The following is a 26,864-nucleotide window of genomic DNA, read 5'->3' as shown; positions in this document are numbered from 1 at the left end:
TTTCAATTGCTGACATATCAATCAAAACGTCTATTTTTTGATACTTTTTAGCGTTTTTGGCAGGTCTGCGATGCTATTAATGACAATATCTGCACTTTCGATTGCTTCTTCTGTCACTGCTTCACCACTTCTTACTAAGATAATGGTTCCAACATTAGCAGCTCTACCTGCTTGCATGTCTGCTAATTTGTCACCAACCATAATAGAAGATGCCATATCTATATTAAGGAAAGACTGTGCATCTAATAACATGCCAGGTTTCGGTTTACGACAATTACAGTCTTCACGATAAGCTTCATCTTTAGCTTCTGGATGATGAGGGCAGAAATAGATGCCATCAAGTTCAACACCGCGGTCAGCTAATGACCAATCCATCCATTCTGTTAATTGCATAAAGCTGTCCTCAGAATAGATGCCTCTACCGATACCCGATTGGTTGGTCACCACCACCAGCGCGTAACCCATTTTTTTTAATTCAGCCATAGCCTCAATAGCGCCTTCAATAAATTCAAAGTTATCTATTTGATGCACATAGCCATGATCTATATTAATCGTGCCGTCTCTATCTAAAAAGATTGCTGGTATACCTTTGCTCACCGATTTACTCCTTAAACTTAATGAAGTTTAAGTATCTCATGAAAAGAAAATAAATGAGAATATAATAAATTAAATCAAACTCTGTTGACTTAGACGTCTAGACGCCTTAACATCCGGTCATGTTAGATTTAATTATCTAAAAATCAATTCCTATATATTTAGAAGAAATAAATGATAAAGCTCTCAAAGATTAATAAAGTTTTCCAGCAAGGAAGCCTTAACATTCAGGCGCTAACAGATATTAGCCTGCAAGTTCCTGCTGGACAAATCTACGGTGTCATTGGTGCTTCGGGTGCAGGTAAAAGTACGCTAATCCGTTGTGTAAATATGCTTGAACGACCAACCTCAGGTCAGGTCATTGTTGACGGTGTAGATTTAACCGCACTACCAGAGAAATCATTGACGAAAGCTCGTCGTAGTATTGGCATGATCTTTCAGCACTTTAACTTATTATCTTCTCGTAATGTTTTCGATAATGTGGCATTGCCGCTTGAATTAGATAATACGCCTAAAGATAAAATTAAAGCTCGTGTTAATGAACTACTTGAACTTGTTGGGCTAACTGATAAAAAAGATGCTTATCCAGCAAATCTTTCTGGTGGGCAAAAGCAGCGTGTTGCAATCGCTCGCGCATTAGCAAATTCCCCAAAAGTTTTATTATGTGATGAAGCTACAAGTGCACTTGATCCAGCAACAACACGGTCAATCCTTGAATTACTTAAGGATATCAACCGTCGATTAGGTCTAACCATTTTACTTATTACTCATGAAATGGATGTAGTTAAGCGTATTTGCGATCAGGTTGCTGTCATTAGTGGTGGACAATTAATCGAACAAGATAAAGTGAGTGCCGTTTTTTCTCACCCTAAAACACCTGTTGCACAACAGTTTATTAAATCCACATTAGTAGTTGATATTCCAGAAGATTATAAAGATAAACTCAAAAGCGAGCCAGCAACAGGTTTATCGCCATTACTGAAGCTTGAGTTCACGGGCCAATCGGTTGATGCACCACTTATCTCTATGGTTGTTCGCAAGTTTGATATCGACATTAATATATTAAGTTCTCAAATTGATTATGCAGGCGGAGTAAAATTTGGCGTAATGCTCGCTGAGATACATGGAGTTAATGGCGGCGTTGAAGCAACAATTGAATTTTTAAAAGAGCATCATGTCAAAGTAGAGGTTTTGGGTTATGTCTGAGGGAATGATTGCACTACTTATATCGGGAACGATTGATACTATTATTATGACCTTCGTGTCAGCGATCCTAGGCTTTTTAGTGGGTGTACCTACCGGGGTGCTACTTTATGTCACTCGCCGTGGCCAAGTGATGGAAAATACCGTTCTTTATGGTGTAATTTCAGCGGTCGTGAATATTTTCCGTTCAATTCCATTTATCATTCTTTTAGTATGGATAAGCCCATTCACAAAATTCTTGGTAGGTTCAGCTATCGGTATTGAGGGAGCAATTGTTCCACTAACAGTTGGAGCTATTCCTTTTATCGCACGTATGGTTGAAAATACGTTATTAGAAGTGCCAAGTGGTTTAATTGAAGCATCAAGAGCTATGGGTGCAACACCACTGCAAATAATTCGTAAAATCCTGTTACCCGAATCCCTATCGGGGATCATTAACGCAGCAACCATTACCTTAATTATGTTAGTTGGTTATTCTGCAATGGGTGGTGCGGTCGGTTCCGGTGGGTTAGGTCAGATTGCAATGCAGTATGGCTATTATACCTATAACCCAGTTGTCATGAATACCGTGCTTGTGCTGTTAATTATCCTAGTATTCATTATTCAGTTTACTGGTGAATACTTAATGAAAAAAGTGTCACATAAATAGTCTGTAAAATAGCGGCGCCGTAGAGGTGCTATATAAGAAAGCGTTTAAGGGGTATATGTATGTCTATTAAGTTCAAATCTATTGCAGTTGTCGGCGCGCTATTAGGCACATTAGTTCTAGCGGGATGTGGCGAAAAAGAGAAAGATCCAAATAGCATCAAAGTAGGTGTTATTATGGGCAAAGAATTAGAAGTTGCTGAAGTTGCACAAAAAGTAGCAAAAGAAAAATATGGTCTGAATGTTGAATTGGTTTCTTTTAACGACTTCGTATTACCAAACGAAGCGTTAAGCAAAGGTGATATTGATGCGAATGCATTCCAACATAAGCCTTATCTTGAACAGCAAATTAAAGATAGAAATTATAAAATAACTCCAGTTGCGAATACCTTCATCTATCCTATTGCTGCATACTCTAAACAAATTAAATCAGTTGACGAACTCGCTGATGGCTCTCAAATTGCATTACCTAACGATCCAACAAACTTAGGTCGTTCGTTACTTCTATTACAACAACAAGGTTTAATCAAACTGAAAGATGGTACTGGTTTAATGCCTACGATTCTGGATATTGTAGAGAATCCAAAGAATTTAAAATTTGTTGAGTTAGAAGCACCACAGTTACCACGTGCACTTGATGATCAAAAAATTGCACTGGCTATTATCAATACCACTTGGGCAAGTAGTGCAACACCAAAACTAACACCAGCAAAAGATGGTTTATTTGTAGAAGATAAAGATTCTCCTTATGTAAATATTATTGTTGCTCGTGATGATAATAAAGATAGCGAAAATGTGAAGAAGTTTATCCAAGCATATCAATCAGATGAAGTTGCTAAGAAAGCTGACGAAGTCTTCGATGGTGGTGCTATTAAAGGTTGGTAATCTTTTTTATTAGTTAAAAAGTGATTAAGATACTAGGTGGTGTATGCCACCTAGTATTTTTTGTATTAAATATAAAAGGCACATAGCAAATATAATTTTCCCATACATATAAGAAAGGAAAAAATCATGAGATTGTTATTGCTCGCCCTAGCGACCTTTGTTTTAGCTGGGTGTGGAATGAATCAATACATTAATCAGGGTCAAAATAAAGGCTTCACTAGTATGAAGCTATCTAAACCAGCCCCACAAAAAGCGGCCAAGCCTGATACAACAAATGTAAAATTGATGAATAGTCCCGAAGAACTATTAGGGATGCCATTTAAAGATCTCGGTGTTGTGTCAGGGGAATCATGTAGAGAAAGTGTTCAAAGTCCAGCCTCAAATATAAATACAGCGAAAAGAAGTATGTTAACTCAAGCTGCTTATATTGCTGCTGATGCAGTCGTATTGCACCAATGCCAAACAATGACCTCTCCAGGTTGCTATCAAGCAACAATCTGCGAAGGTAGTGCAATACAAATTGTCGAATAATAATCAGATGCAATCATTCGAATGTAATGTCATAGGGCATGTAGAATCTCCTTATAAAGAAAAATTTGCTATCCCTCGCCAGCCAGGGCTTGTCTCTGGCGGTACGGGCCGGTTGCATCTGTATCCACATTATAATGATCCCAATTCAGTAAGAGGACTAGAACAATTCAGTCATATTTGGATATTATTTGTGTTTCATCAAACGATGAAAGGTGGATGGAAACCACTTGTTCGGCCTCCTAGATTAGGGGGAAATGATAAGATGGGGGTCTTTGCAACGCGTTCAACCTTTAGGCCAAACCCTATTGGTATGTCTCTAGTTGAATTAAAAGAAATAACTCAAGAGCGAAATAGTATTATTCTGGAGTTAGGTAGCTTAGATCTCGTCGATGGAACGCCAGTCATTGATATTAAACCTTACTTACCTTTTGCTGAGTCTATTCCGACGGCGAAGGCTGGGTTTGCTCAAAATGCGCCATCAGATGATATGCAAGTTATTTTTTATCCCCAAGTACAACAAGATTTAGTAAGATATCAAAAAAGCTATCCGGGTCTTATGCAATTTATTCAGCAAGTTTTAATGCAAGATCCACGCCCTGCTTATAAAAAACAGGCGACGGAAGCGCGTGACTACGCGGTTCATTTACTCGATTTTAATGTACGTTGGCGAGTTGTCGAAAATGTGACTGAAGTATTCGCCGTTGAGCCTTATGAAAAATCTGTTTAACCCCTTTTGACAAAGCACGGTCACTGGTAGACTAGCTGTTTATCAGGCTGCTTTTGCAGTCAAGATTGATTTGGCAATAACTCCTTTTGCCATCACCCGTTGTTCTAATGGAACCTATACAATGCGTACTAGCAAATATCTGCTCTCAACACTAAAAGAGACTCCTGCAGATGCCGAAGTGATCAGCCATCAATTGATGCTTCGTGCAGGAATGATCCGTAAACTTGCATCTGGTCTTTATGACTGGTTACCTACTGGCGTTCGTGTTCTACGTAAAGTCGAGAATATTGTTCGTGAAGAAATGGAAAATGCGGGCTCAATCGAAGTGTCTCTGCCCGTAGTTCAACCCGCAGATTTGTGGCAAGAGAGTGGTCGTTGGGAGCAATATGGTCCTGAGTTACTGCGTTTTACCGACCGAGGGGAGCGCCCTTTTGTTTTAGGGCCAACTCATGAAGAAGTTATTACCGATTTAGTTCGTAATGAAATTACTTCATACAAACAATTACCATTGAATCTATTCCAAATTCAAACTAAATTCCGTGATGAAGTTCGTCCACGTTTTGGCATCATGCGCTCACGTGAATTTATTATGAAAGATGCATACTCGTTTCATACAACGCAAGAATCATTACAAGAAACTTATGATGCGATGTATGAAGCTTACAGTAAGATCTTCACGCGTATTGGTTTTGATTTCCGTGCAGTACACGCAGATACAGGTTCTATTGGTGGAAGCGCTTCACACGAATTCCAAGTTCTCGCACAAAGTGGTGAAGATGATATCGTCTTCTCAACAGAATCTGACTTTGCAGCAAATATCGAATTAGCAGAAGCTATTGCGCCATTAACGCCACGCGCAGCACCGACTGAAGAAATGCGTCTTGTTGATACACCAAATGCAAAAACGATTGCAGAATTGGTTGCACAATTTGGTTTGCCTATCGAAAAAACAGTTAAAACATTAATCGTTCGTGCCAAAAAAGATTCAGGCCATACATTAGTTGCATTATTAATTCGTGGTGACCATGAACTTAATGAGATAAAAGCTGAAAAACATCCACTGGTTGCTAGCCCACTAGAATTTGCTTCAGAAGAAGAGATAAAAACAGCAGTAAATGCAGCACCTGGCTCATTAGGTCCTATCAATATGCCGTTACCTATCGTTATAGATCGTAGCGTTGCTGTTATGAGTGATTTTGGTGCTGGTGCCAACATTGATGGTAAACATTATTTTGGTATTAACTGGGAGCGTGATTTAGCTCAACCAGAAACTTTCGATTTACGTAATGTTGTTGAAGGTGATCCAAGCCCAGATGGTAAAGGCACATTGCTTATCAAACGTGGTATTGAAGTAGGTCATATTTTCCAACTTGGCACTAAATACTCCGAAGCAATGAAAGCTTCAGTACAAAATGAAGAAGGCCATAACCAAATCGTTACAATGGGCTGCTATGGCATTGGTGTAACTCGTATTGTTGCGGCAGCTATTGAACAAAGCCATGATGAGCGTGGTATTGTTTGGCATGATGCAATCGCACCATTCCATGTCGCAATTTTGCCAATGAACATGCACAAATCTTACCGAGTCAAAGAAGTTGCTGAAAAGCTGTATGCTGACTTAAAAGCACAAGGTATTGAAGTTATTTTCGATGACCGTAAAGAGCGCCCTGGTGTCATGTTCGCTGATATGGAGCTGATTGGTGTTCCTTATACCATTGTTATCGGTGACCGTAATCTAGATAGCAATCAAGTTGAATATAAAGCTCGTCGCAGTGATGAAAAATCACTTGTAGGGCTTGATAATGTTGTCAGCTTTTTAAAAGAAAAACTGGCAGGTAACCTGCGTTAATTAATGTAAAATTACAGCCCAACCTATACGTTATCAATATAGGTTGGGCTTTTTATTTGCCATACTTCAAGTTAAATCATTATTGATTGCATCATCGTGGAGCTGATAAAAAAGAGATTTTATAATTAAATTTGTAGTGTGACATGTCACGTTTTTTAATAATAAAGCTTTTTTATGATAAGAAAAACTCCATGTTATATTATTTATTTTTATATTTTTCAATTAGTTGAATTCATTACCTTGTTTATCGACAATCTATCAATATATCTAATAATTATAACATCATTTAAATTTCAATCATGTATCATCTATATAATGTCAAACAACATAATTACTACATGCACTCATATAGATAAAAAGAAACAATTAATATGCAATACAACTATATTTATAATACGCTCAAAAAATAGTCGGTTATATTATTAATATGGGCACCTTTACGGGTAGCAATAACAATAGGATTATGGAAAAACAACTTTTCAGGTGAAATCGCTTTCATGACACCATTATTTACCCAATTAGCAGCATAGTGATCAGGAAGATAACCAACTAATTTCCCGGTCAAAATTAAAAATGCAATCCCTTCGCGATCAGATGCAGTGGCCACACAATTCAGCAACTGATGCATAGCGACCATTTCACTCGTCATTCTACTTGTTGGTACAATCGCATTTAGTTCCGATAACTGTTTTTTTGTTGGTAAGGTGCTTAACGAGAATAATGGATGCCGATTACTGCAATATAGAAATGATTTTTCATCATAGAGCGGTGAATAATGTAGCCCTGAAATGGTACTACTAAATGGTAATGCCCCGACGTGGAGCCAACCATCCATCAGCCCCCTTTCAATTTCCATTGGCGTACTCATGCATAAGTTAATACGTATGTCTGGCCCAACTTCATGCATTTTTTCTAACGCATTGGTTAAACGCATTTGTGGCTGAGTCACTAAGTTATTAATAATACCTATATTAAACTCTCCTCGTAACTGCTTATGCAATTGATTCACTTGTTGGCGAAAATGCTCAATGGAAGCCATCATATTCTCGCTTATACGTAATATTTCTCTCCCTTCGTCTGTCAGAGAAAAGCCAGCTCGACCTCTTTGACATAAACGCACACCGAGCCTCTTTTCCAGATCTCCCATATGAAGGCTAATAGCTGAACTCGATATACCTAATAAAATTTCCGCCGATGAAAAACTGCCACATTCTGCAACCGTTTTAAATACACGTAATAATTTCAATTCAAAATCAGTTACTTGCCCAAGAGTCTTTTTCTTCATTTACTTAACAAAACCCAAAAGTAACAATTCGTTAATTTAAATTTAACACACTGTAACATTAATACAAAATACAACTAGTCATAATAGGAGAATTATCTATGCCAGAAAATACGAACGAAAAATCACTTAATTTTGATTCTCACTGGATGCCATTTAGCTCAAATAGATACTTTCATCGAAATCCTAGAATTATTGTTTCGGCTAAAGGCCCTTGGTTGAAAGATAGTCATGGACGCCAAGTTTATGATAGTTTATCCGGTTTATGGAATTGTGGTGCAGGTCATACTCGTACTGAAATTCAAATCGCAGTCACACAACAACTCAGTACACTAGACTATTCACCAGGATTCCAGTTCGGCCACCCTCTCTCATTCCAATTAGCAGAAAAAATCACGCATCTGATGCCTCAAAATCTGAACCATGTTTTTTTCACCAGTTCAGGTTCCGAATCCACTGATACCGCAGTTAAAATTGCAAGGGCTTATTGGCGCATTAAAGGTAAAGCATCAAAAACTAAACTAATCGGCCGTAGTCGTGGGTATCACGGCGTTAATATAGCGGGAACAAGCTTGGGAGGTATTGGCGGAAATCGCAAAACATTTGGTTCATTTATGGATGTAGATCATTTATGTCACACTTTGCAAGCCGACAAGACATTTACCAAAGGGATTGCTGAAGATGGTGGTGAAACGCTAGCGAATGATATGTTGAAACTAATCGAGTTACATGATGCATCTAATATTGCTGCCGTTATTATCGAGCCACTATCTGGATCGGCTGGCGCCATTATTCCCCCTAACGGCTATTTACAACGTTTACGTCAAATTTGCGATCAAAACGATATTTTGCTTATTTTTGATGAGGTTATCACTGGATTTGGACGAATGGGCACATGGAGTGGTTCTGAATATTTCGGTGTCACTCCCGATATACTTAATTTTGCTAAGCAAATTACCAATGGTGCAATACCACTTGGGGGAGTCATTACTAGCAGTGAAATTTATAATACTTTTATGTCCCAGCCCTTACCAGAACATGCAGTTGAATTAGCTCATGGTTATACCTATTCCGCTCACCCTGTTGCATGCGCTGCTGCATTAGCAACTTTACAATTGTTAGAGGAAGAGTCTCTTCTTGAACGCTCAGCTACACTCGCGCCATTTTTTGAACAGAAAATACATGCTTTGCAAGGATGTCCACATGTTGTTGATATCAGAAATTGCGGGTTAGTTGGCGCTATTCAACTTGCTGGACGTGATGGTGACCCCACTATTAGAGCCTTTGATGCCGGGATAGCATTATGGGAATTAGGTTTTTATGTCCGCTTTAGCGGGGATACTCTGCAATTTGGCCCGATGTTTAATAGTGAACAGGCTGATATTGAAAGATTATTTGATGCTGTCGGAGAAACATTACAACAATTAAACTGAGGATAATGAGTTATGACAACAATAACGCACTTAATTAATGGCCAATCTTTTTCAATTAATGGGCGTCTCGCTGATGTGTTTGACCCTTCAACAGGGCAGCCAATTAGGCAAGTTGAAATGGCAAACCGAGAAACAGTTAACCAAGCAGTTTTAGCTGCAAAGGCAGCGCTTCCAAGTTGGAAATCCACTTCAACAGCTAAACGAGTCAGAATTCTCGCTCGTTTCAAACAGCTTTTAGAAGAAAATCAGCAGCAAATCATCCATTTCATTAGTGAAGAACACGGTAAAACGCATGAAGATGCCGCAGGAGAGCTAAATAGAGGGATCGAAAGTATTGAATACACAATGGCTGCACCTGAATTTTTAAAAGGGGAACATTCTCGTAATGTGGGCTCGGACATTAACACTTGGAGCACCTTTCATCCAGTCGGTGTTGTTGCCGGCATCACTCCCTTTAATTTCCCTGCAATGGTCCCTTTATGGATGTATCCATTAGCAATTGTATGCGGAAATACCTTTGTTCTGAAACCTTCAGAAAGAGATCCCAGTTCTACCTTATTAATCGCTGAATTACTTCAACAAGCCGGGTTACCTAAAGGTGTACTGAATGTCGTTAATGGTGATAAAGAAGCCGTTGATGCACTTATTGATCATCCTGATGTTAAAGCCATTAGTTTTGTTGGTTCAACACCTGTCGCGGAATATATATACCGAGAAGGAGCTCAAAGAGGGAAACGAATACAAGCACTCGGCGGTGCAAAAAACCATGCAGTATTGATGCCAGATGCTGATTTAGATAATGCAGTAAACGCTCTCATGGGAGCCGCTTATGGTTCTTGTGGTGAACGATGTATGGCTATTTCAGTTGTTGTGTGTGTTGGTAATCATATTGCTGATGCGCTCGTTGAACAGATCATTCCTAAAATAAAATCATTAAGAATAGGCGTAGGAAGTGAGCTTAATATAGATATGGGACCTCTTATTACTCAAGCGCATCTTGAGAAAGTTCAAAACTATATTACTGATGGTATAGAAAGTGGCGCAAGTTTATTAGTTGATGGTCGTAAGCTTACCTTGGCAGCAAAAGAAAAAGGCTTTTTTTTAGGCGGTTGCTTATTTGATAATGTCACGCCAAACATGCGTATATACCAAGAAGAAATCTTCGGTCCGGTACTTTGTATTGTTCGTGTTGAAAGTCTTGAGCAAGCAATATCAGTGGTTAACCAACATGAATACGGTAATGGCACTTGTCTATTTACACGCGATGGCGAATCGGCACATTTATTCTCTGAAGAAATAGAAGTTGGAATGGTTGGAATTAATATTCCTTTACCTGTCCCTATTGCTTTTCACAGTTTCGGTGGATGGAAGCGATCTTTATTTGGTGATTTACATGCTTATGGACCCGATGGAGTTCGTTTTTATACCCGTCGTAAAACAATCACCCAACGTTGGCCCAAAAAACAAACCGATGAAATCGCACAATTTGCATTTCTGAATAGCCATAAGGAATAACGACAAGATAACTAACATTTGACGAAAAAACATTGTGTCCTGCAATTTATTGGTAGCGGCTCTGATAGCAGTAAAACTGAGGCTAAGAATTCAATACTAATGATTGTTTTTATTTAATTTGCGTGAGTTTAAATCAATCTTCCTTATCGATTTCTATTGATGAACTCAATATCGACCATTTATTGCCATGCCTTATAACTTATTAATAATTAGAGGATTTTGCAATGAACATAAAAACAGAACCAACTAAAAAGGAAGGTAGATTAACCATATTTGACGTTGTTATGATTACTGCCTCTGGTGTTACCCCTGCAAGTTCCATTTTTGTCATCGCTCCACTCACCATAGCAAGTGCAGGAAGTGGATCATTTATCTCATTTTTAATTGCCGCATTTATAGCAACTAACATCGCTTTATGTTACGCCGAACTTGGTGCAGCACACCCAAGTGCAGGTGGAGAATACTCAATTATCAAGCGATTATTTGGGACACTTTTCGGTCTTCAAACATATTTATTTATTTTAGTCTGCGCTTTTTTTATTCCCGCAGTATTAGCCAGTGGTGCAATACCTTATTTAAACACGGCATTAGGAACAAATTTTGATAGTGCAACAGCAGGAATGTGGACAGTCCTTATAGGTGGTGCAATTGCACTATTAAACATTAAAACAAATGCCATCTTAACGGGTGTTTTCCTATTTTTAGAAATCGCGATATTAGTTTTAATTGCGTGGTTAGGCTTCAGTAATCCCAATCAACCTGTTGATATTTTAATTTCTCCTGTCATTGCAAATTCAACAGGATTGTTAGAACCCGTAAGTACAGGGCTTATTATTGCCATGGTCGGCACTGCTTTATTTTCTTATAACGGTTATGGCGCTGCCGTTTATATGGCAGAAGATATGCAAAAACAAGGGAAGCCAATGGCTATAGCCATTTTACTGACGTTATTTATTGTGGTTATCGTTGAAATCGTCCCACTTGCCGCTTTGATAATTGGAGCTCCATCACTTGCAGACATGTCAAAACAAGCAGATCCAATTGGTTATATCATTACACAATTAAGTGGACCTACATTAGCTAAAGTTGTTTGTGCTGCAATTTATTTATCTGTTTTTAATGCGATAATTGCGATTGTAGTACAATTTAGCAGAATGATTTTTTCAAGTGGTAGAGATGAATTTTGGTTTTTATCCATCAATAAATATTTAGTAAAAACAGATAAGCGCTTTAATACTCCTTGGGTTGCAACTATTGCTTATTGCATACCATCAGCATTACTTGCTCTCTATTCTAATCTTGCTGAATTGACCTCATTCACTGTCATTTTATTACTTTTTGTGTACATCATAATGGCTATTGCGGCTTTATTTAGCCGTAAAAAAGGAGCCCATCACCCTTATTTAATGCCTTTATGGCCAATCCCCGCCATTATCACATTAGTTTCTTGTTTATACGTTTTATGGACTCTATTAGCGACCAGTACTATCAAAGATTTTATAGTCATTATCACTATCCTGATTTTAGGTTTAGCGCTAAATATAAAACATAGAAAAAAAGATAAAGCTGCCGTTATACAATCAACGAAAGGAAAGTCATCATGACGCTACGTACTCGAGATTTAGGGATCATCATTGGTCATCGAAAGCCTGGTTTATTAAATGCGATAACCGATGTTGCTGGGATCAGTGTTGGGCATTCAACTATCAATGAAATATTGCCTAATGGGTCAAGCGTTCGTACTGGAGTCACAATCATTGAACCTAGGCCTGAACTAACTCGATTTTCGCCTTGTTTCGCAGGCGTACATGTTCTTAATGGTAATGGTGATGCGACAGGGCTTGAATGGATACGTGAAGCGGGTTTATTAACAAGCACTATTGCATTCACAAATACTCATAGCGTGGGCATTGTGCGAGATACCCTCATAGCTTTAGAACGTGAAGCATTGCCACAACAAGATGATTCTGTTTATTGGTGCATGCCTGTTGTTATGGAAACTTATGATGGGTTACTTAATGATATTAATGGATTCCATGTTAAAGAAAAACATGTTCGTGAAGCCAAATCAAATGTACATTCAGGTATTCCAGAAGAAGGTGCCGTTGGTGGTGGTCATGGCATGATTTGCCATGAATTTAAAGGTGGAATAGGTACTGCTTCTCGTCAATTACATGAAACTGAAGGAGGCTGGATTGTTGGTGCGATTGTGCAAGCTAACCATGGTCAACGAGAAAACTTATTAGTCGGAGGCTATCCAGTTGGTCGCCAGTTATCAGAAATTCACTCTCCATTTAAATCTCAGCTCGCAAAAAGCGCAGGCTTGGGTTCTATTGTTGTCGTTATCGCCACTGACGCCCCATTATTACCACACCAATGTGCGCGTTTAGCGCAACGTGCAAGTATTGGTGTCGCTCGAACAGGTGGAGGAACAGAAAACTCGAGTGGTGATATTTTTCTAGCATTTTCCACGGGAAATAATAACTTACCTGTTGCCGATTATTCACGACAAGGTAATTTCACAATCCCAGTTAACATGGTGAATGATGACCATATATCATCATTATTTTCAGCTGCTGCTGAAGCTGTTGAAGAATCTATTATCAATGCACTTCTTGCAGCAAAAACCGTAGAAGGTAATGGTCATACCGCAGAAGAATTGAATTCTGAACAATTACTGGCCGCACTACAAGTTTGTGGATGGACTTCATCGCAGTAGAACAGCTCGTTTCGAATTAGCGTTCTCCGGTATATACCAGAGAACGCTAATAAAAATCGTATTATTATTAATTTACCGTTGATATGCATTATTACATTACATCGTCGATGTAATCTAATTTATATCACCGATTGAATTTAAAGTTTATTTATCGTAAAGATCTAAATACGAACCTAATTTAAAACCACGATCCAAAACTTGCGCTTTTAAGGTTGTTGATGTTAGCACATCAAGCTCAGTTAGCCGTTGATAGGTATAATTACTTTTCAGCAATGCATTATCAATAAAAGCAGGATGACTCATGATTTCGATTGATTGATCGCCTCGAGTAATCGAATCATTTAATATATTTAAAAAAAGTGATTCAGTGACTTCATCACCATAAAAATCACGACTGAAATAGTCGGTACTGGTAACAGGATCAAATATCGGCGGCCACGTTTTAGCTAATTGACGATCAACTCTTAAGGCAATACCTTTTTCTTGAGCAAAGTTAACTACAATAGGAAAAATACTCGTCATCATATGAACATGGTGATGACTATCAATATGGCTTGGCTCATAGCCAAAAACCGTAATGAAATGCTCGTACTGCCGACGCAATTCTTGCGCTATTTCATCTAAGGGTAAGTCGTTTGAGTCGATTTCCCATAACCACTTACCTAAAATACCATTATGAGTCAGAGATGGTATGTTAGAAAAAGGCATACCGGCAGTTAAAACAAAATGCATACCTACCGCTAAGCTAGGATATTCATGGCTTAATTTAGCTGCATGATATATTCCTGGCATATTCATCATTGCACTTGTCGAATTCACAATACCATTTCGATGTGATTCAATGATGCCATAATTAACAGCCTGACATAGCCCAAAATCATCGGCATTCACAATCAGCAAAGATGACATTATATCCCCCCTTTTTTTAATACAAACATTAATCTTCACCACCCAAAATGAACATTATGGTTCCTGCTCAAGTTGTTTTATTGCCTTCTCAAATTGGGGAAGATGTATTTTATGTGCGATTAATAGCTCTTTAGATAATAAATAAGCATCTTTATCTGAGTAAATTAAAGGATTGAGGTTCATTGCTAATAGAACATCATTGAAATCGCCATTGATTGCAGCACGACTTGTCGCAATTTCAAAACCTTTTAGCGTATAAATAAGCCCGAGCACTTTATCATCGAAATGTGTGACTCTAGAGTGTGGTATTGCGCCATTTCGCCCTAGTGTACATGTCATTTCAACGGTCCAATCAGATGGTATATTATCGATATGGCCTTGATGCGGAATATTCACATAATGCTCAGTATTTTTATCATTATAAATTGCATTAATTACCTCACAAGCCGCATCTGAATAATAAGCTCCACCGCGTAACTCTAATTCTTTCGGCTTAACATCTAATAATGGATCCTTATAAAGCTCAAATAATTGCTGTTCAATTCGTTGAACTATTTGTGCTCTTGCTCCACCTTTATAGTATTCAGCCAGTTCAATTGCTAACATCTCTTTAGATTTAAAGTAATACAGTAAATATGAGCAGGGTATTAAATTTAATGAACGAATTAGCCCTTCATTAAATGCCAAATCTGTAATATTTTTGACCGAATTTGCACTTAAAGTACCGGATGCAACCCCATCTAACAGCTCATTAAAACGTGATTTTCCATTAATGATAACATCCTTGATAAAAACCATATGGTTTAAACCGAATAAATCAATCGATAGTTGATCCTTATCAGATAACTTAAGAACATCAGTAATAAACATTTTCATACCGACCGGAATATTGCATACCCCAATAAAACGTTTAAATTTAGTATGTCGATAAACAGCTTCCGTTACCATTCCAGCAGGGTTAGTAAAATTAATAACCCATGCATTAGGGCAAAGTTCTTCAACGTCTTTGATGATATCAAATATCACAGGGATCGTTCGTAGCCCTTTAAAAAGTCCACCAGCACCATTGGTTTCTTGCCCTAAATAACCATGTTTTAAAGGAATAGATTCATCAATTTCACGTGCTTTTAACTGCCCAACTCTAAGTTGGGTTGTGATGAAATCAGCATCTTTCAATGCTTTTTTGCGATCTAGCGTTTTATATACTTTTAATGGAACACCTGCATGCTTGATCATTCGTTCACAAAGAGCAAAAATAATATCTAATTTTTCTTTTCCTTCTTCAATATCAACAAGCCATAATTCCGTAATAGGAAGTTCATTATAACGCTTAATAAAACCTTCTAATAACTCTGGTGTATAACTACTTCCACCACCTATGGTTACAATCTTTAATTTATTTGTCATATTACTCTCATATATATCCAAAATAATTCAAAATATAGCGAGGAAAAAAGCGATGCTATTCGGGAAGTATTGATTACACTGTATGACTCAGATAGATGACTATGCCTATATCCTTACTTATTGGCGACTTGGAATATCATGGATCCCGCATTATATTTTTAATATAAGAACATAATATTAAACGGTTCAAATCAATCAACCACCCTCTGCTCAATACTACATAGATTTTTTCTATAATCACTTGGTGTTAAAGATGTTGACTCCTTAAATTTTTTAACAAATAAACTTGGGCTGCTATATCCAGATTCTAACGCAATGTTAGTAATGGAATAATTTGTTATTTCTAATTGTTTTTTTGCAAAATTAACTCGAATATCATTAATAATTTGCATTGGTGTTTTGCTGTAATAACGCTTAGTCGCTCTAGTCAAATACTCTTGAGATTTACCGGCAATTTTGATCATATTTGGTAATGCACTTTCACTGAACATTGCGATATCATGCATCTCACTTAAGGTTAACTTAAGCCATGATGGCGCTTCATCTTGTAATTTTTTTTCACGAAAGTGCCGTATTCTATTCACTACATTAAATGTTACTAATTCAATAAACTCATTAAATTCATTGTCACGAAAATTAAGTGATGAAATAACCGACTCAATATAAGCCATAAACTCATTTTTTAATTGGTACTCTTGAGAAGAAACAAAACAATTAGGTAATAACGATAAATAGTGTTTATCAAAAAATGATTTACTGATACCTACATTAAATATTCTAGTCGATCCAAAATCATAGGAGCTTTCGTGATTCGAACCTATTGGTAAAAAGACAAAGTCACCTCGTTCTAATAAAATACGCTTTCCATTAATAATTTGATAACAACGACCAGTTAAAACAACCATATATTCATAATAATCATGTTGATGCAGTCCACATGCACTTTCAACTTTATTATAAATAAAGACGTGAAAATTTTTATTATTAAAAAGTTCATTTTCTTGAACTAATTTAATATTCGCATTAGTGTCAATTTTATTAGTTAGTATCTGCATCATAATCCCCTTTTGATTACTCTAGCTTTTTATGAAGTTCAATTAATTCAATAATTAATTCACGAGCTAGCATCGCATTCATTAAGTGATCTTGAGCATGAACAAGAACTAAGCTCACTTTGATCCGTCCTTTCCCCATATCGCTTTCAATTAATTTTGTTTGCACTTTATGTGCTTCATTGAGAGCCAAGTGAGATTGTTCCATTAAGCTTTTAGCATTATCAAAGTCGCTTTCTTTAGCTTTTTTTAATGCCGTGTAAGCTAAACTCCTCGCTTGACCCGCATTAATAATCAGCCCCATGACAACTTCTTCTAGTTCATTCTCAGCATTTTCTTGAATATCATCGAGTTCAAACATCTTTTTATCCCTACCTTAAGAGAGGCGTAAATTTCCCCTCAGTTATTAAAACTTCAGTGCATTCGCAATATCTTCTTCACTTTCATTTTCATCAATTATGCTTTGTGCTTTATTCGAAATGACAACAAAAGGTAAGTAAACCAATACAGAAACCCCAAGGTTAAACAAGGCGAGTAATAATGCAGCAATACTCCCGTTCGTATTAAAGAATGCTCCTAATCCTGTAGGCATTGTCCACGGTGCAATATTCGTCACGGGTGGGATAATACCGAGGTAATAAGCTGCAACCATAATCCCTGCCAATAAGGGCTGAATAAGAATAAATGGAATAAACATGACTGGATTCATGATAATCGGCAATCCAAAAATAATTGGTTCATTAATTTGGAAAATACTTGCAGGTAACGCCAGTTTAGCGACTTGCCGATGATCAGCACGGCGTGATGCAATAAAAATAGCAATGATTAAGCCTAGTGTAGCGCCTGTTCCACCTAAGAATACATAAGAATCCAACATCGGTTTAGCCCACATATGGAATGATTTGCCTGCTGCGATTGCCGCATCTACCGAACCATATTGTGTAAACAATGACACATTTTCTAATGCCCACGGTGTCATAATTCCGCTATCAAGTGCTGTTAATGCTAATGAACCGTGAATACCAAAAAACCACAGTAACGATGTAAATATGACGTATGCCCAACCAACGATATTCCCCATTGATGCTAGAGGAGCTGAAACAGAATCCATGATTATCTGATGGAAATTAGTGCTTACCCCACTTAGTCCCCACGAAATGATCCCCATAATTGATAGAATAATAAAGCCAGGAATTAATGCGGAGAACGAGCGCGAAACTGAAGGCGGCACACTATCAGGTAATTTAATAACCCAGTGACGACGAACAATAAAAGCAAATATTTCTGCGACCACCAACCCCAGTATAATCCCTGAAATAATATTAGCGCCACCGAGCCAATTTGCGCCAACTGCATAGGCACCATTTACTTCATAAGGTGTAACCGTCATAAAAGAAGCAATGGCTAACAAACCAGCGGCAAGTGGATCAACTTTTCGTTCTTCTGCTAACGCCATTGCAATAAAAAATGGCGTCATTAATGACATGATACCGAGGGTTCCGTTATAAACATTTCCCCCGATCACTTTAAATCCTTTTAAAGTTTCTATTGTTGTTGGTTCTAACCGGACGCCCATCGAATAAAAAAATGATCCTGTATCAAAACTCAGAAAAACGTTATTAATAAGAACAAACATCGCACCAACTAAAGTCAAAGGCATGATACGAATAAAGCCATTTTTTATCGCATTAACATGTGGCTGATTTCCCAATCTAATAGCGAAAAGGAGAAGTACCTTTTCAAGGGAATTGATTGTAAGATTCATAAAAAAAACCTCTGTGTTTGGGTGTATTTCATTTCCTAGTAACTATCACCATAGTGATAACTTGATTATTTAGTTATGTTAATAAATCGCTTTCTAGGAACAATTAAACTTTACTGTTTATTTTTACTGCACTAATTAATTGAAATAACAGTAATAGAATGATGTAACGTATTTAGGTGATGAAAAATATTAAAACTAATCCAAACAACGAATAAAAATAGACCTTCAAAAATCAATAACACCTAGAATCAATCTGTTGTTCTATTTTTTATTATTGCAATTGCGGCTTTTAATACACCGAGCCCGTCAACTTTACCGTACAAAAGTGAATCAATGACTTCAACGGGTTTGTGCGGTAATAACTTTTGAATATCAGATAACATCCAAGCAATTTGTGGTCCGAGTAACACAACGTCGGCATCGATGCCCTTTTCAACTGCTAAACTTTCTGGAAAAGCCTCTATATTGACTGGAACATCGTATTTTTCCGCCTGAGTCCTCATTTTGTTGACTAAAAGTGAGGTAGACATTCCTGCGGAGCAGAATAAGTAAATATTTTTCCTCTTCATTGTTTATCCTTGATTCACTCTATTATTTTTAATTACCCATTTAAGTTCATAAAATATTGCTGGCTTATTGTTTTACATAATCAATACGCTAAAAGTACTGATTATTTATGCTTGAATTAATTATACGTACTTTCACTTACTTTTGGTATTTCATTGTCATCGGGAATTGTCTCTTATTGACCAACCGTCATGACTCCCTTCACAGATATACAAATAATTTGCGTCAAAAAAAATCATACGACATTAAAAATGAGTAGGATTAGGTGCAAAATTAAATGTTTTAGTAAACTCGAGGTATCACGGGTATAGATAAGCAAAAGGCCCAATAAACATTGGGCCTTTAAAAATTAGCGGGATCTTGGATTATTAGTGCTATTTACAAGAGCTCGATTTATCAAACATGATATTTCCTGTCTGAACTAAAGCGGGATCGAATTGACCATCTTCCATAGAAGGGCGAATAGTATAATAGCCTTCAATTTCAGCATAAACAGGAGTTCCCCCTGTAACGCCTGTAGCACTATAGCCTTTTTCTAGCTCCAATCCTGAAGCAGCATAGGTGCGGCCAGTTTTACATTCAGTAAATACTGCTGCATCGGCCATATAACGGTATTCACCCACTTTTTTACTTGCTGCAACTTGATTTAATGTGTAATTCAACTGTGTCTCAATCTTATTACCATCCTGGTCAAGTAGCGTCATGGACTTATCATCTGCTGATTGTGAGAAATAAGTTCGTTCACCATTTGCATTTGTCATGCGAAGCTTATCACCGTCTTTAGCCCATGATCCCGTTTCATAAAATGATTGATCACCATCTCGAGTGCCTAAATAAACCAGTTGCTCAACATAAGTACCATCTTGATTCACCATTAATGTTGCTTCAATTCCGGAACAATCGGCACAAGGTAAAATACCAGTATAAGCTCTATCAATATAAGTCACATTAGGTTGTTTGGCCGCTGTTTGACAGCCGACTAAGGTGATAACACCCGTCGCTATTAATGCTAAAAATAGTGATTTTTTCATTACCTTTATCTCCTAAGTATTCAATTCTTATATTTTTAGTCTGCCTTTACATCATAGCATCTTACAACAGTAAAAATGTTCTGGTCATTGTATTTCAGACTTTACTTATATATGTCATTACACTTCGAGTTATGTGAACTCTATTGAAAATAAATGTTGGCGATCCTTACCCCAATTTATCGATACTCTATTTTCATCGAGATAAATCCGCCATTGCCACCAATAGGATAAGGAGAGATCTATATCAAACTCTTCAAATAAGAATTATCTTTTTCATCTATCACTCATTATTGTTCTTAAAATTACTGTGCTATTATGCTATTAAGCACATGATGCTTGGTAATAATAGTCAAGGCGGCAATAACCGCCACTAACATAGTGGTGAGGGAATATGTCTACAGATACTGAATATCAACCTATCAATTGTGATGATTACGAATATCTTGAAATCGCTTGCCAGCGCCAGTTGAAACTTGAAATTAAACTTCATGGCGGCGAAATCATTGAAGGGAAGGCCAGCGATTTACTCTTGCGTAAAAAAGTTGAGTATCTGATTTTAGAGACTCATGAGGGAACTAAAGAGTTACGTCTGGACTATATCAATACCTTCAGTCATCCAGAGATCGGCACTATCGTTGTCGATAACTCTCACTAAAGCTCATATAATATTGAGCGCTTCTGAGCCCCTTATGAACGGTCACAGTCATAAGGGGCTTCTCATTTTAGCTATTCATCGCCTTGATATTCATCATATTTTACCCAATCAAAAGCAATGCCAAACTGCCCTTCATTCACCATACCTTCTGGCGTGATAAAGCAACCAACAGCAGCAATTAGCTTTTCATCATAATAAATAAGCGGTGTTCTCTCTCGCATCCAAGGTGAAATTCCTAATTCTTGCCATATTTTCTTACTACTTCTTGAATGCATTCGCCCAACAATTTTAAGCGTACCTTGCAGACCAAAACGAACGGTCACTTTTTCTGTCGATAAGGGTGGACGAATTTGCCCTTCATCAACCATAACACCAAGTACACCTAATGATTCAGGTAGAATAAACGGTTGTGGGTAATGCCATGTAAATTGCCGACCAAGCAAGCTCTTAATTCGTCGAACAATCCATAATGCACCTTGATATCGTCGGATATCAACATGACCTAATTGGCAAACAGGCTCTGCATCTTGGCGAGCAAGCGCAACTTCTTGCCAAATTCTCTGTAATTGATTAAAAGGCGGCATTGGTAATCGATGTAAACCAACCCATCGGCGAAGTAATGCATTACGTTTAGCATTAGAGCAATCTTGTAAGCCATCAATAAACAATCCGCCTCGATAATCCATCATGTCATCTAAGGCTTCTTTTAATAATTCATCAAGCAAGGATTCTTGCTCAGCACACAATGATGCACTACGCGAAATTGCACCAGCAAAGTGAGGCCAGCGCTGTGTAAATAAAGGCATTATATGTAAGCGAAGGAAGTTACGATCATAGCGGTCATCTTGGTTGCTATCATCTTCTATCCATATCAACTTATTTTCATCTGCATAAATTTCTAAATCATGTCGGGATATCGCCAATAGCGGACGTAATAACCAAGTTTGTCCACCTGTTGCATTAAATATCATTGATTCAGGCATGGATGATAAACCCGCAGGTCCACTCCCACGCTTTAAAGCCAACATAAAAGTTTCCGCTTGATCATCAAGGTGCTGAGCAGTCAAAATAATTTCATTATCAGCAAGTTCATCGCGATAAGCCTGATAGCGAGCCTCTCTAGCCGCCGCTTCTATGCCACCATTCGTGGGATCAATCGTAACATGCTGGCAAATAAAGGGAATATTCCATTGCTCACATAATGAATAGCAATGCCTTTCCCACTCATCTGCTTTATTATTTAAACCATGATGGATATGGATAGCTCGAATTTCAAGCGAAGAAAGTATGTGCGTTTTTATTTGATAAAGAGCATGTAACAATACGGTTGAATCAACCCCACCACTGAATCCAATCAGTACTTTTTGAAAATAACCAATTTTACTGAGAATATGCTCAATAATAGCTTGTGATTGTTTAGCCATTTGTCTGCTCTTCTTCACTGTTTTTAATGTTTGTAACCGTAACCAGCACATAAGATGCTGGAAATAATAACAGGCAGTACCAAGATAATATAATTGACATTTATTATTATTTATTTTAAGTCGTCAAATAACACAACTCAATGATAACGAATAATAAAAAAACGGGAGCTGGTAAAACCAAACTCCCGTTTTTAAATGAATTATTGATTAAATATTAGCAATAACCATAGCTCATTAATCGTTGATAACGACGATTTTTCAGTGCTTCATCATCAAGCTCTATCAATTCGTCTAAATCTTCTTTGATACGCGCTTTCAAAGACTCGGCGATTTGATCATAATTACGATGCGCACCACCTAAAGGCTCTGAAACAACATTATCAATTAATTTTAGTTCTTTGAGACGAGGCGCAGTGATCCCCATAGCTTCCGCGGCTAATGGCGCTTTATCAGCACTTTTCCACAAAATAGATGCACAACCTTCAGGAGAAATAACAGAATAGGTGCTGTATTGCAGCATATTCACTTTATCACCCACTCCAATCGCTAATGCACCACCTGAACCACCTTCACCAATCACAGTACAAATAACAGGTACTGATAAACGAGACATTTCACGCAAGTTACGAGCGATAGCTTCTGATTGGCCACGCTCTTCAGCGCCAACACCAGGATAAGCACCTGGAGTATCAATGAAAGTGATAATAGGTAAGTTAAAGCGCTCTGCCAATTCCATCAAGCGTAATGCTTTACGGTAACCTTCAGGTGCAGGCATACCAAAATTACGGCGGATTTTTTCTTTTGTTTCACGCCCTTTTTGGTGACCGATGATCATGACGGGTTGACCATCTAAACGGGCTATTCCGCCTACTATCGCTTTATCATCGGCATAAGCACGATCACCCGCTAATTCCTGAAAATCAGTAAATATACGAGGGATATAGTCTAGTGTATAAGGGCGGCGTGGATGACGTGCGAGTTTAGCAATTTGCCAAGCTCCCAGATCAGAGAAAATTTTGCGCGTCAGTTCAACACTTTTTTCACGTAAACGAGCAACCTCTTCATCTAGGTTGACTTCTAAATTGTTGTCTTGACGGCTAACTGCAGTCAGCGAATCAATTTTCGCTTCCAATTCAGCAATTGGCTGTTCAAAATCAAGAAAATCCAGACTCATAATATTCCTATTTTAGTCAAATTCTAATTCTACCTGCTCATTACCAAGCAGAGCTCGCAGAGAATTCAGAAGGGCATCAACGGGTGTTACACGCCAAACAACGCCAAATTTAAGCTTGGCTCTGGCATCTTCCTTCTGATAATACAAATGAACCGGTATCGTTCCTGAACGATGGGGTTCAAGAGTGCTGCGAAGTCGGTTCAGTAATTGATCGTTAATTTGTCTATCTGACAGTGAAATTGCAAGTCCTCGTGCATATTTTTCCCTTGCTTCACTAATATCCATTAACTCACGCACTGTCATTTTATTACCGCCGTTAAAATCATCAAAGCTGACCTGACCGGTGGCAATCAGGATACTGTCTTTTTCCAGCAAATGCTGGTATTTATCTAGTGCATCTGAAAATAGCATAATATCCAGACGACCGGAACGATCATCAAGCGTACAGATACCAATTCGGTTTCCACGCTTTGTTGTAATGACTTTGGATGAAAGTACTAAACCTACCACAGTTGTCATCTGACCACGAGGGGTCGGGTTCACATCTTTCAACCTCAAGCCATTTGTATAGCGTTCAATCTCACTTAAGTAGCGAGTTATTGGGTGCCCAGTCAAATAAAGCCCTAATGTTTCCCTTTCACCATCCAAAACGACTTGTTCTGGCCATTTGGGAACACTCGCATAAGAGCTCTCAACTTGTTCTGGTGCATCAGCAAGCACTCCGAACATATCAGATTGCCCGATCGCTTCAGCTTTTGCATGTTGATCAGCAGCTTTAAGTGCATCTTCAAGCGAAGACATTAACGCCGCACGGTGTGGGCCTAAGTGATCAAACGCACCCGCCATGATCAGTTTTTCCATCACACGACGGTTAATTTTTTTTATATCGACACGAGCACAAAGATCGAATATCTCTTTAAAGATCCCGCCTTTTTGGCGCGCTTCAATAATTGCTTCGATAGGACCTTCACCAACACCTTTGATTGCACCAATTCCGTAAACGATTTCACCTTCATCATTGACGTGAAAATGATACAGCCCGCTATTAATATCTGGCGGTAAAACTTTTAATCCCATCCTCCAGCATTCATCGACAAGACCAACAACCTTCTCGGTATTATCCATGTCTGCTGTCATTACTGCTGCCATAAACTCCGCAGGATAATGTGCCTTCAGCCATAAAGTTTGATAGGACACTAATGCATAAGCAGCTGAGTGAGATTTGTTAAAACCATAACCGGCAAATTTCTCTACCAAGTCAAAGATTTTCATCGACAGCTCGCCATCAACCCCGTTATTGATTGAACCTTCTTCAAAAACGGAGCGTTGTTTCGCCATCTCTTCCGGTTTCTTTTTCCCCATAGCACGACGCAACATGTCTGCGCCACCTAAGGTATAACCGGCAAGTACCTGAGCAATCTGCATAACCTGTTCTTGGTATAAGATAATGCCGTATGTCGGCTCCAATACAGGCTTTAATGATTCATGCTGCCATTGTACATCTGGGTAGGAGAGCTCTTCACGCCCGTGCTTACGGTCAATAAAGTTATCTACCATTCCTGATTGTAGAGGCCCCGGTCGGAATAGTGCTACCAAGGCTATCATATCTTCGAAACAGTCAGGGCGAAGCCGTTTAATCAGGTCCTTCATTCCCCGAGATTCAAGCTGGAATACTGCCGTTGTTTCGGAGCGTTGCAACATGTCGAAACTTTTTGTATCTTGCAAAGGAATTGTTGCAATATCAATTGGCTCAAGATTTTTCTTGCTGCGTCGAGCATTAATCATCTCTAATGCCCAATTGATAATTGTTAGAGTACGTAACCCTAAGAAGTCAAATTTGACTAACCCTGCATATTCAACATCGTTTTTATCAAATTGAGTAACCGGGTTTTTACCTTCGGCATCACAATATAGCGGGGCAAAATCGGTAATTTTTGTTGGAGCGATAACCACCCCACCCGCATGCTTACCAGCGTTACGCGTGACACCTTCGAGTTTACGCGCCATATCAATCAGTGCTTTAACTTCCTCGTCCGCTTCATAGACTTCAGGAAGTTGTGGCTCTGCTTCAAATGCTTTATCTAGAGTCATCCCCGGGTCAGGCGGAACTAGTTTAGAAATTCTGTCAACAAAACCATAAGGATGGCCAAGAACACGACCGACATCTCGAATAACTGCTTTAGCGGCCATCGTACCAAAAGTAATAATCTGAGATACTGCATCTCGGCCATACATTTGCGCGACGTGATCAATAACCTGATCGCGTTTTTCCATACAAAAATCGACGTCAAAATCCGGCATAGAAACACGTTCAGGGTTGAGGAATCGCTCAAAGAGCAGATCGAACTCTAATGGATCCAAATCCGTAATTTTTAGCGCATAAGCCACAAGAGAGCCGGCGCCTGATCCTCGGCCTGGGCCTACCGGCACGCCATTATCTTTCGACCACTGAATAAATTCCATTACGATCAAAAAGTAGCCCGGAAAACCCATCTGGTTGATAACGTTAAGCTCAATTTCCAAACGTTCATCGTATTCAGGGCGCTTTTCTGCTCTCACTTTTTCATCTGGGAACAAAAATTCAAGCCGCTCTTCTAGTCCTTCTTTTGATCGTAAAACTAAGAAATCTTCAGTTTTCATATCCCCTGTTGGGAATTGGGGAAGAAAATACTCACCAAGACGAATGGTCACATTACAACGCTTAGCAATCTCTACACTGTTTTCTAAAGCTTCAGGGATGTCGGCAAATAGCTCGCACATCTCTTCTTCAGTTCGTAAGTATTGCTGAGGGCTATATTTTTTCGGTCTTTTCGGATCCGATAACGTAAAACCATCGTGGATAGCAACCCTAATTTCATGTGCATCAAAATCGCCAGTTTCTAAAAAGCACACTTCATTAGTTGCAACAACGGGTAAACCCCTTAGTGTTGCAAGTTCTATCGCAGCATGAAGATAACTCTCTTCATCTGGTCGCCCTGTACGAATAAGTTCTAAATAGTAACAACCGGGGAAATGCGTTTCATAGAAGCGTAAGCACTCATCAACAAGTGCCTGATTACCACGTAGCAGGAATTGACCAACATCACCTTGACGCCCACCAGAAAGCAAAATTAAACCTTCTTTGTGTTTAATTAACCAATCGCGCTGAATTGTTGGGCCTATTGCGCCATAACCTTTTTGGTACGCTTCTGATATTAATAACGTAAGATTTTGGTAGCCTTCATTGTTACGAGCAAGCACAGTTAAATGTGCAATTTCATCACCAAGTTGCTCACTTTCAACAAAAAAATCAGCACCAATAATTGGTTTGATACCCGCACCATGCGCCGCACCATAAAACTTCACCAATCCACAAAGATTGGTAAAATCCGTAATGGCAAATGCAGGCATGCCCATTGCGGCTACTTTCTTAACCAATGGACCTGTTTTTGCCAAGCCATCAATCATCGAATAGTCGCTATGAACGCGTAAGTGAATAAAACGAGGTTCAGCCATTT

General features: G+C 38.5%; 23 protein-coding genes. 11 read left to right on the top strand and 12 right to left on the bottom strand.

Annotation, left to right across the window (positions count from 1 at the left end; genetic code table 11):
- Window positions 1–30: 30 nt before the first annotated feature.
- Complete coding sequence (gmhB, locus tag OOA_RS14045) at window positions 31–597, bottom strand: D-glycero-beta-D-manno-heptose 1,7-bisphosphate 7-phosphatase (RefSeq protein ID WP_008912819.1); 567 nt, start codon at window positions 595–597, stop codon at window positions 31–33.
- Between the two features lie 171 nt (window positions 598–768).
- Here gmhB and metN point away from each other — a divergent pair, with 171 nt between their 5' ends.
- The 6 genes from metN to proS all read left to right on the top strand — a co-directional run bounded on the left by metN (window position 769) and on the right by proS (window position 6,434).
- Window positions 769–1,800 carry a methionine ABC transporter ATP-binding protein MetN gene (metN, locus tag OOA_RS14040; RefSeq protein WP_008912818.1) on the top strand — a complete coding sequence of 344 codons (1,032 nt, stop codon included), beginning with the start codon at window positions 769–771 and terminating at the stop codon, window positions 1,798–1,800.
- Complete coding sequence (metI, locus tag OOA_RS14035; RefSeq protein WP_008912817.1) at window positions 1,793–2,446, top strand: methionine ABC transporter permease MetI; 654 nt, start codon at window positions 1,793–1,795, stop codon at window positions 2,444–2,446. The genes metN and metI overlap by 8 nt, the downstream gene beginning before the upstream one ends.
- A gap of 59 nt (window positions 2,447–2,505) precedes the next feature.
- Window positions 2,506–3,327, top strand: coding sequence for a MetQ/NlpA family lipoprotein (locus OOA_RS14030; protein ID WP_008912816.1), 822 nt, complete (start codon window positions 2,506–2,508; stop codon window positions 3,325–3,327).
- Between the two features lie 126 nt (window positions 3,328–3,453).
- Window positions 3,454–3,858, top strand: a complete 405-nt coding sequence (gene rcsF / locus OOA_RS14025; protein WP_008912815.1) for an Rcs stress response system protein RcsF — start codon at window positions 3,454–3,456, stop codon at window positions 3,856–3,858.
- Window positions 3,859–3,865: 7 nt separating this feature from the next.
- Window positions 3,866–4,585: a tRNA (N6-threonylcarbamoyladenosine(37)-N6)-methyltransferase TrmO gene (tsaA, locus tag OOA_RS14020; protein WP_040691515.1), complete on the top strand. Its 720-nt coding sequence runs from the start codon at window positions 3,866–3,868 to the stop codon at window positions 4,583–4,585.
- Between the two features lie 121 nt (window positions 4,586–4,706).
- Window positions 4,707–6,434, top strand: a complete 1,728-nt coding sequence (gene proS, locus OOA_RS14015) for a proline--tRNA ligase (protein ID WP_008912813.1) — start codon at window positions 4,707–4,709, stop codon at window positions 6,432–6,434.
- A 388-nt stretch (window positions 6,435–6,822) separates the two neighbouring features.
- Here the strand turns inward: proS and OOA_RS14010 are convergent, their stop codons facing one another.
- Entirely contained in the window at window positions 6,823–7,719 is an 897-nt protein-coding gene (locus OOA_RS14010) for a LysR family transcriptional regulator (protein WP_008912812.1), read from the bottom strand.
- Between the two features lie 98 nt (window positions 7,720–7,817).
- Between OOA_RS14010 and aptA the strand changes: the two genes are divergently transcribed.
- The 4 genes from aptA to OOA_RS13990 all read left to right on the top strand — a co-directional run bounded on the left by aptA (window position 7,818) and on the right by OOA_RS13990 (window position 13,383).
- A complete protein-coding gene (aptA, locus tag OOA_RS14005; protein ID WP_008912811.1) occupies window positions 7,818–9,149 on the top strand; it encodes an omega-aminotransferase AptA in 1,332 nt (443 codons plus the stop codon).
- 12 nt (window positions 9,150–9,161) lie between these two features.
- A complete protein-coding gene (locus OOA_RS14000) occupies window positions 9,162–10,664 on the top strand; it encodes a CoA-acylating methylmalonate-semialdehyde dehydrogenase (RefSeq protein ID WP_008912810.1) in 1,503 nt (500 codons plus the stop codon).
- A gap of 224 nt (window positions 10,665–10,888) precedes the next feature.
- Complete coding sequence (locus OOA_RS13995) at window positions 10,889–12,268, top strand: APC family permease (RefSeq protein WP_008912809.1); 1,380 nt, start codon at window positions 10,889–10,891, stop codon at window positions 12,266–12,268.
- Window positions 12,265–13,383: a DmpA family aminopeptidase gene (locus tag OOA_RS13990; RefSeq protein ID WP_008912808.1), complete on the top strand. Its 1,119-nt coding sequence runs from the start codon at window positions 12,265–12,267 to the stop codon at window positions 13,381–13,383. Before OOA_RS13995 ends, OOA_RS13990 begins: the two co-directional genes overlap by 4 nt.
- A gap of 144 nt (window positions 13,384–13,527) precedes the next feature.
- Here the strand turns inward: OOA_RS13990 and chbG are convergent, their stop codons facing one another.
- From chbG to nlpE, 7 genes are all read right to left on the bottom strand, one after another.
- A complete protein-coding gene (gene chbG, locus OOA_RS13985; RefSeq protein ID WP_008912807.1) occupies window positions 13,528–14,292 on the bottom strand; it encodes a chitin disaccharide deacetylase in 765 nt (254 codons plus the stop codon).
- Window positions 14,293–14,346: 54 nt separating this feature from the next.
- Entirely contained in the window at window positions 14,347–15,699 is a 1,353-nt protein-coding gene (locus OOA_RS13980; RefSeq protein ID WP_008912806.1) for a 6-phospho-beta-glucosidase, read from the bottom strand.
- Window positions 15,700–15,890: 191 nt separating this feature from the next.
- Window positions 15,891–16,757, bottom strand: a complete 867-nt coding sequence (gene chbR, locus OOA_RS13975; RefSeq protein ID WP_008912805.1) for a transcriptional regulator ChbR — start codon at window positions 16,755–16,757, stop codon at window positions 15,891–15,893.
- Between the two features lie 13 nt (window positions 16,758–16,770).
- On the bottom strand, window positions 16,771–17,112 hold the full coding sequence (gene chbA, locus OOA_RS13970) for a PTS N,N'-diacetylchitobiose transporter subunit IIA (protein WP_008912804.1): 342 nt from the start codon (window positions 17,110–17,112) through the stop codon (window positions 16,771–16,773).
- 45 nt (window positions 17,113–17,157) lie between these two features.
- Entirely contained in the window at window positions 17,158–18,516 is a 1,359-nt protein-coding gene (chbC, locus tag OOA_RS13965) for a PTS N,N'-diacetylchitobiose transporter subunit IIC (protein WP_008912803.1), read from the bottom strand.
- 248 nt (window positions 18,517–18,764) lie between these two features.
- Entirely contained in the window at window positions 18,765–19,085 is a 321-nt protein-coding gene (locus OOA_RS13960; RefSeq protein ID WP_008912802.1) for a PTS sugar transporter subunit IIB, read from the bottom strand.
- 372 nt (window positions 19,086–19,457) lie between these two features.
- Complete coding sequence (gene nlpE, locus OOA_RS13955) at window positions 19,458–20,114, bottom strand: envelope stress response activation lipoprotein NlpE (protein WP_008912801.1); 657 nt, start codon at window positions 20,112–20,114, stop codon at window positions 19,458–19,460.
- A gap of 391 nt (window positions 20,115–20,505) precedes the next feature.
- Between nlpE and rof the strand changes: the two genes are divergently transcribed.
- A complete protein-coding gene (gene rof, locus OOA_RS13950; protein WP_008912800.1) occupies window positions 20,506–20,769 on the top strand; it encodes a Rho-binding antiterminator in 264 nt (87 codons plus the stop codon).
- A gap of 71 nt (window positions 20,770–20,840) precedes the next feature.
- Here the strand turns inward: rof and tilS are convergent, their stop codons facing one another.
- The 3 genes from tilS to dnaE all read right to left on the bottom strand — a co-directional run bounded on the left by tilS (window position 20,841) and on the right by dnaE (window position 26,862).
- Window positions 20,841–22,193, bottom strand: coding sequence for a tRNA lysidine(34) synthetase TilS (gene tilS / locus OOA_RS13945; protein ID WP_008912799.1), 1,353 nt, complete (start codon window positions 22,191–22,193; stop codon window positions 20,841–20,843).
- A 214-nt stretch (window positions 22,194–22,407) separates the two neighbouring features.
- Window positions 22,408–23,367, bottom strand: a complete 960-nt coding sequence (gene accA, locus OOA_RS13940) for an acetyl-CoA carboxylase carboxyl transferase subunit alpha (protein WP_008912798.1) — start codon at window positions 23,365–23,367, stop codon at window positions 22,408–22,410.
- Between the two features lie 12 nt (window positions 23,368–23,379).
- On the bottom strand, window positions 23,380–26,862 hold the full coding sequence (dnaE, locus tag OOA_RS13935) for a DNA polymerase III subunit alpha (RefSeq protein WP_008912797.1): 3,483 nt from the start codon (window positions 26,860–26,862) through the stop codon (window positions 23,380–23,382).
- Between the last annotated feature and the right edge of the window lie 2 nt (window positions 26,863–26,864).

Source organism: Providencia burhodogranariea DSM 19968 (assembly GCF_000314855.2).
Classification (GTDB): domain Bacteria; phylum Pseudomonadota; class Gammaproteobacteria; order Enterobacterales; family Enterobacteriaceae; genus Providencia; species Providencia burhodogranariea.
The sequence above is the reverse complement of the archived record's forward strand: the minus strand, read 5'-3'. Positions and strand labels throughout refer to the sequence as shown.

Excerpts from the sequence above, each read along its gene's own strand:
- OOA_RS14030 (WP_008912816.1), top strand. The coding sequence starts at position 2,506 with ATGTCTATTAAGTTCAAATCTATTGCAGTTGTCGGCGCGCTATTAGGC.
- chbG (WP_008912807.1), bottom strand. The coding sequence starts at position 14,292 with ATGTCATCTTTGCTGATTGTGAATGCCGATGATTTTGGGCTATGTCAG.
- chbC (WP_008912803.1), bottom strand. The coding sequence starts at position 18,516 with ATGAATCTTACAATCAATTCCCTTGAAAAGGTACTTCTCCTTTTCGCT.
- OOA_RS13995 (WP_008912809.1), top strand. The coding sequence starts at position 10,889 with ATGAACATAAAAACAGAACCAACTAAAAAGGAAGGTAGATTAACCATA.
- accA (WP_008912798.1), bottom strand. The coding sequence starts at position 23,367 with ATGAGTCTGGATTTTCTTGATTTTGAACAGCCAATTGCTGAATTGGAA.
- dnaE (WP_008912797.1), bottom strand. The coding sequence starts at position 26,862 with ATGGCTGAACCTCGTTTTATTCACTTACGCGTTCATAGCGACTATTCG.
- OOA_RS13980 (WP_008912806.1), bottom strand. The coding sequence starts at position 15,699 with ATGACAAATAAATTAAAGATTGTAACCATAGGTGGTGGAAGTAGTTAT.
- rcsF (WP_008912815.1), top strand. The coding sequence starts at position 3,454 with ATGAGATTGTTATTGCTCGCCCTAGCGACCTTTGTTTTAGCTGGGTGT.
- proS (WP_008912813.1), top strand. The coding sequence starts at position 4,707 with ATGCGTACTAGCAAATATCTGCTCTCAACACTAAAAGAGACTCCTGCA.
- nlpE (WP_008912801.1), bottom strand. The coding sequence starts at position 20,114 with ATGAAAAAATCACTATTTTTAGCATTAATAGCGACGGGTGTTATCACC.
- OOA_RS13960 (WP_008912802.1), bottom strand. The coding sequence starts at position 19,085 with ATGAAGAGGAAAAATATTTACTTATTCTGCTCCGCAGGAATGTCTACC.
- tsaA (WP_040691515.1), top strand. The coding sequence starts at position 3,866 with ATGCAATCATTCGAATGTAATGTCATAGGGCATGTAGAATCTCCTTAT.
- tilS (WP_008912799.1), bottom strand. The coding sequence starts at position 22,193 with ATGGCTAAACAATCACAAGCTATTATTGAGCATATTCTCAGTAAAATT.
- OOA_RS14010 (WP_008912812.1), bottom strand. The coding sequence starts at position 7,719 with ATGAAGAAAAAGACTCTTGGGCAAGTAACTGATTTTGAATTGAAATTA.
- OOA_RS13990 (WP_008912808.1), top strand. The coding sequence starts at position 12,265 with ATGACGCTACGTACTCGAGATTTAGGGATCATCATTGGTCATCGAAAG.
- metN (WP_008912818.1), top strand. The coding sequence starts at position 769 with ATGATAAAGCTCTCAAAGATTAATAAAGTTTTCCAGCAAGGAAGCCTT.
- rof (WP_008912800.1), top strand. The coding sequence starts at position 20,506 with ATGTCTACAGATACTGAATATCAACCTATCAATTGTGATGATTACGAA.
- OOA_RS14000 (WP_008912810.1), top strand. The coding sequence starts at position 9,162 with ATGACAACAATAACGCACTTAATTAATGGCCAATCTTTTTCAATTAAT.
- chbR (WP_008912805.1), bottom strand. The coding sequence starts at position 16,757 with ATGATGCAGATACTAACTAATAAAATTGACACTAATGCGAATATTAAA.
- metI (WP_008912817.1), top strand. The coding sequence starts at position 1,793 with ATGTCTGAGGGAATGATTGCACTACTTATATCGGGAACGATTGATACT.
- chbA (WP_008912804.1), bottom strand. The coding sequence starts at position 17,112 with ATGTTTGAACTCGATGATATTCAAGAAAATGCTGAGAATGAACTAGAA.
- aptA (WP_008912811.1), top strand. The coding sequence starts at position 7,818 with ATGCCAGAAAATACGAACGAAAAATCACTTAATTTTGATTCTCACTGG.